The organism is Rhizobacter sp. P3_B12 (assembly GCF_056402895.1).
Window position 1 is genome coordinate 1 of sequence record NZ_JBFUGN010000386.1, and the last position, 5,356, is coordinate 5,356.

The window sequence follows — 5,356 nt, forward strand, 5'->3', positions numbered from 1 at the left end:
GCACCAGCACGTACCACAGCGGGGCGGTGCCGCCCTGGTCGCCGACGGGCCGCAGCCCGGCCGCGCCRACCACCAGCGCGATCGCGGCCACCAGGGCCAGCAGCAGCAGCGGTACCGCCAGCGCCAGCGTCGGCAGCTTGACGGCCGGATCGCGGCTGCCGGCCACCACCAGCGCGTAGCCGAGCAGCGTGAAGAGCGGGAACAGCACCCACAGCGTCAGGCCCGGCGGCGCCGCGGACATCCCCAGGGGCGCCGCGACCAGCGCGACGGCGGACAGGAAACCCAGGGCGGCCAGCACGCCGCCGACGATCGCGATCAGCATGGTTGTGAGTCGATGCGGTGAAGGTGGCGCAAGGATAGCGCGGCGGCACCTCGCAGGGCCATACTGGCGCGATGACTGCGCCCACGCTCCACTACCACCCGCTCTCGTCGTGCTGCCACAAGGTGCTGATCGCGATCGAGGTGCTGGGCGCCGAGGTCGACAGGCGCCTGCTCAACCTCGGCGACCCGGCCGAGCGCGCCGCCCACCTGGCGCGGTGGCCGCTCGGCAAGATGCCGCTGCTGGAGGACCAGGGCCGGCCGATCGGCGAGACGAGCATCATCATCGAGCACCTGCAGCGCCATCACGCGCGCCCGGGTCGCACGCTGATCCCGCACGAGGCGGAGGCCGCGCTCGAGGTCCGCCTGTGGGATCGCCTGTCCGACCTGTACCTGATGACGCCGATGCAGGCCTTCACCGCCGATCGCCTGCGGCCCGAGGGCGAGCGCGATGCCCGCAACCTGGCCCAGGCGCGCGACACGCTGTCGACCGCCTATGCGCTGTTCGACGGCCAGCTCGACGGCCGCCCCTGGCTGGCCGGCGAGGCCTTCAGCCTGGCCGATTGCGCCGCGGCGCCGGCGCTGTTCTATGCGCTGGCCTGGCTGCCGCTGGCGCCGCAGCACGCGCGACTCGCGGCCTACTTCGAACGGCTCGTCGCGCACCCGGCGGTGGCGCTCACCATCGACCAGGCGCGGCCCTTCTTCCAGTTCTTTCCGGGGCGCGACGGCCTGGCCCGGCGATTCTTCGACCCGTCGGCCCCTCGCTGAGCCGCTTCTCGCGCAGGCAGGCCCGGGGCCGGCGATGCGCGGCCCCCAGGGTTTCTCCAAAGACCCCCTCTTGAACCGTCACGCCCTGCCCCTATAATTCTGGTCTGCTAGCACTCATCCAACTTGAGTGCTAACGACATCCAGGTGCCTTCGGGTGCCGATGTTCTGCCAGGTCAATGAGCGCCAACTTGCCTCGTTGCCCACCAGAAGTCCCATTTGAGACATCAAGGAGAAGCCATGAAATTTCGCCCGTTGCACGACCGCGTGATCGTCGAGCGCGTTGAAGCAGAAACCAAGACCGCTTCCGGCATCGTCATCCCCGACGCCGCCACCGAGAAGCCCGAGCAAGGCATCGTCCTGGCCATCGGCCCGGGCAAGCGCAACGAGAAGGGCGACTTCGTGGCCCTGAACGTCAAGGTCGGCGACCGCGTGCTGTTCGGCAAGTACAGCGGCCAGGTCGTCAAGGACAACGGCAAGGAATTGCTGGTGATGCGCGAAGAAGACCTCTTCGCCGTGGTCGAGAAGTAATTCTCCCCGCACTGGCTCCAGCACCTCAACACTGAATTCGGAGAAAAGAACATGGCAGCAAAAGACGTAGTCTTCGGCGGCGAAGCCCGCGCACGCATGGTCGAGGGTGTCAACATCCTCGCCAACGCCGTCAAGGTGACCCTGGGCCCGAAGGGCCGCAACGTGGTCCTCGAGCGCTCGTTCGGCGCCCCCACCGTCACGAAGGACGGTGTCTCGGTCGCCAAGGAGATCGAGCTGAAGGACAAGCTCCAGAACATGGGCGCGCAGATGGTCAAGGAAGTCGCTTCCAAGACCAGCGACATCGCCGGTGACGGCACCACCACCGCCACCGTGCTGGCCCAGGCCATCATCCGCGAAGGCATGAAGTACGTGGCCGCCGGCATGAACCCGATGGACCTGAAGCGCGGCATCGACAAGGCCGTCACGGCCCTGGTCGAGCAGCTGAAGAAGGCCTCGAAGGCCACCACGACCTCGAAGGAAATCGCGCAAGTCGGCTCGATCTCGGCCAACAGCGACGAAACCATCGGCAAGATCATCGCTGACGCGATGGACAAGGTCGGCAAGGAAGGCGTCATCACCGTCGAAGACGGCAAGTCGCTCGAGAGCGAACTCGAAGTCGTCGAAGGCATGCAGTTCGACCGCGGCTACCTGTCGCCGTACTTCATCAACAACCCCGAGAAGCAATCGGCGTTGCTGGACAACCCGTTCATCCTGCTGTTCGACAAGAAGATCAGCAACATCCGCGACCTGCTGCCGGTGCTGGAGCAAGTGGCCAAGGCCGGCCGTCCGCTGCTGATCATCGCTGAAGAAGTCGAAGGCGAAGCGCTGGCGACCCTGGTGGTCAACACGATCCGCGGCATCCTGAAGGTCGTCGCCGTCAAGGCCCCGGGCTTCRGCGACCGCCGCAAGGCCATGCTGGAAGACATCGCCATCCTGACCGGCGGCAAGGTCATCGCCGAAGAAGTCGGCCTGACGCTCGAGAAGGTCACGCTGGCCGACCTGGGCCAGGCCAAGCGCATCGAAGTGGGCAAGGAAAACACCACCATCATCGATGGCGCCGGTGCCGGTGCCGACATCGAAGCCCGCGTCAAGCAAGTGCGCGTGCAGATCGAGGAAGCCACCAGCGACTACGACCGTGAAAAGCTGCAAGAGCGCGTGGCCAAGCTGGCCGGCGGCGTTGCGGTGATCAAGGTCGGCGCTGCGACCGAAGTCGAGATGAAGGAAAAGAAGGCCCGCGTCGAAGATGCGCTGCACGCGACCCGTGCCGCCGTCGAAGAAGGCATCGTGGCCGGTGGCGGCGTCGCGCTGCTGCGCGCCAAGCAAGCGGCTGGCGCCATCAAGGGTGACAACCCCGACCAGGAAGCCGGCATCAAGCTGGTGCTGCGCGCGATCGAAGCGCCGCTGCGCGAGATCGTCTACAACGCCGGCGGCGAAGCCAGCGTGGTCGTCAATGCCGTGCTGAACGGCAAKGGCAACTACGGCTTCAATGYAGCCAACGACACCTACGGCGACATGATCGAGATGGGCATCCTGGATCCGACCAAGGTGACCCGCACCGCGCTGCAGAACGCCGCGTCGGTGGCCTCGCTGATGCTGACGACCGAGGCGATGATCGCCGAGGCTCCGAAGGAAGAAGCCGGCGCCGGTGGCGGCATGCCCGGTGGCGGCATGGGTGGCATGGGCGGCATGGGCATGGACATGTAAGTCCAGGCACCTCGCCTACCTCGAAAGGGCTGCTTCGGCAGCCCTTTTTCATTGACACACCTCGAAGGCCGCCCCCTGGCCGCGGGCGGCACAATATCGCCATGCCGACCGCCCCCCTGCTGAAGCGCTTCATCGACGATGAACTGGGCCGCGCACCCGACCTGATCGCCCGCACCACGGCGGCGGTGGTCGAGCAACTGCGCCGCCCGCGCGACCAGCTGCTCGCCAACGAGCGGCAACACCATTTCGATCTCGTCGAGCAGCTGCAGCAGCATGCCGGCCGTTTCCAGCGCAGCTTCGTCGACGCGCTGCGCCTGCGCGTGCTGGCCGAGCTGGAGCCGACCGCCCCTGCCGCGGCCCTGTCCGGCCCGAGCAGCCTGTCCGGCCTGCAGCTGATGGATGAAGGCCGCGTCGAGTCCGACATCGAGATCTCGCGCGCCGTGCAGCAGATCGACACCGGCACCGAATGGGAGCTGCGCGAGCTGCAGACCTTCACGTCGACGTTGCGCGCCCAGACCCACACCACCGCCGAATCGAACCCGCTGCGCCCGCTCGCCTATGCCCACGCGCTGTGGGACGCCGCCGGCGACGTGACCGACAAGCCGGTGCAGCAGGCCATCCTGCTGCGCGTGGCCTCCACCGCGATGACGCCGCTGCTGCGCATGGCCTGGGCCGCCGCCTGCTCGCGCCTCGAATCGCAGGGGGTCGAGCCGAGCATCTACCGCACCGTCGTGCTGGCACCGGGCGCCGGCGCGGCGCGCAAGCCGGAGGTCGACGTGACGATGCCCGGCGCGCTCGAAGGGCTGGTGCGCAGCATGCCGGGTGGCTTGCCCGCAACCTCCTCCGCGCCCTCCACCCCGGGCCGCCGTGGCGCCACGCTCGGCCCGGCACTGGAGCAGGCCCTCGCCCGCATCGAGGCGATGCTCTCGCGCCTGCCGGAGCGCAGCGGCGACGCTGCCGAAGCCGCTGAAGCCGCCGATGGCGCCGACCGCGCCGGCACGCCGTCGTCGCGGCTGGCCGAATTCCGCGGCTCGCTGCTCAGCGCCGCCGACGAGACGATCGAGCGCCAGATCATCGAACTGCTGTCGCGGCTGTTCGAGACCATCCTCGGCGACCCGATGCTGCCGCAGCCGTTGCGCACGCTGATGGGCCGCCTGCAGGTGTCGGCACTGCGCGTCGCGCTGCGCGACCCGAAGATGATGGAGGTCCACGAGCACCCGGTGTGGCAGCTGATGGACCGCATCGCCGGCGCCGCCGTCGGCTACCCGCAGTCCGGCGACCCGCGGCTCGCGCATTTCCTGTCGTTCTGCGATCGCCTGGTCGACGAGATGCTCGCCGAGCCGGTGCAGGACGCCGCGCTGTACCGCCGCAGCCTCGCACGCGTCGACGCCGCCATCGCCGAGCAGCTGCGCGATGCGCAGGTGGCCGCGCGCGGCGCGATCGCGACGCTGGTGATGGCCGAGCAGCGCGAGCGGCTGCAACGCGAGCTGTCGCACCGGCTGACCGAGCAGATGGCGCCGATCCGCACGACGCCGGTGATCCGCCGCTTCGTCACCGGCGCGTGGGCACGCGTGCTGGCCGAATCGTTCACGCTGTACGGCGAGGAGGCCGAATCCAGCCAGCGGGTGCTGAAGGCGACCGACCACCTGCTGTGGAGCCTTCAGCTGCCCGACCATCCGCAGAGCCGTCTGCGCCTGCTGGGCCTGCTGCCCGGGCTGCTGAAGGAGCTGCGTGCCGGCATGGAATTGACCGGGTTGCCGGCCGACGAGCAGCAGGCCGTGCTCGACGAGCTGGTCGAGGTCCACAGCGAGGCGATGAAACCGCGCGCCCGGCCGGCCGCCACCGCCGCGCAGCCCGAGCCGACACCGGAGGAGATCGTGCGCCGCATGCGCGACGAGACCGTCGAGCCGGAGCCCGAGACCGGCGCACCGTTCAGCGATTCGCTGATCGACCTCGGCTCGATGGACACCGTGCCCGCCGAGTGGCTGCCGAGCGGCCCGCCCGCGGGCGGCGACGATGCGGCCGCCTGGGTCAACGC

General features: G+C 68.9%; 5 protein-coding genes. 4 read left to right on the plus strand and 1 reads right to left on the minus strand.

Going from position 1 to position 5,356, the window contains the following annotated elements; genetic code table 11:
- A partial coding sequence (locus AC1D01_RS19155; RefSeq protein ID WP_477869040.1) for a hypothetical protein occupies positions 1-322 on the minus strand: 322 nt, incomplete at its 3' end.
- A 71-nt stretch (positions 323-393) separates the two neighbouring features.
- Between AC1D01_RS19155 and AC1D01_RS19160 the strand changes: the two genes are divergently transcribed.
- From AC1D01_RS19160 to AC1D01_RS19175, 4 genes are all read left to right on the plus strand, one after another.
- Positions 394-1,086 carry a glutathione S-transferase family protein gene (locus AC1D01_RS19160; protein ID WP_477869042.1) on the plus strand — a complete coding sequence of 231 codons (693 nt, stop codon included), beginning with the start codon at positions 394-396 and terminating at the stop codon, positions 1,084-1,086.
- 237 nt (positions 1,087-1,323) lie between these two features.
- Positions 1,324-1,614, plus strand: a complete 291-nt coding sequence (locus AC1D01_RS19165; protein WP_477869044.1) for a co-chaperone GroES — start codon at positions 1,324-1,326, stop codon at positions 1,612-1,614.
- A gap of 51 nt (positions 1,615-1,665) precedes the next feature.
- The gene (groL, locus tag AC1D01_RS19170; protein ID WP_477869046.1) at positions 1,666-3,318 is read left to right on the plus strand and encodes a chaperonin GroEL; all 1,653 of its coding nucleotides are present in this window, start codon (positions 1,666-1,668) and stop codon (positions 3,316-3,318) included.
- A 101-nt stretch (positions 3,319-3,419) separates the two neighbouring features.
- Positions 3,420-5,356: DUF1631 family protein (locus AC1D01_RS19175; protein ID WP_477869048.1), on the plus strand; the 1,937-nt coding region annotated here is incomplete at its 3' end.

Excerpts from the sequence above, each read along its gene's own strand:
- AC1D01_RS19165 (WP_477869044.1), top strand. The coding sequence starts at position 1,324 with ATGAAATTTCGCCCGTTGCACGACCGCGTGATCGTCGAGCGCGTTGAA.
- AC1D01_RS19160 (WP_477869042.1), top strand. The coding sequence starts at position 394 with ATGACTGCGCCCACGCTCCACTACCACCCGCTCTCGTCGTGCTGCCAC.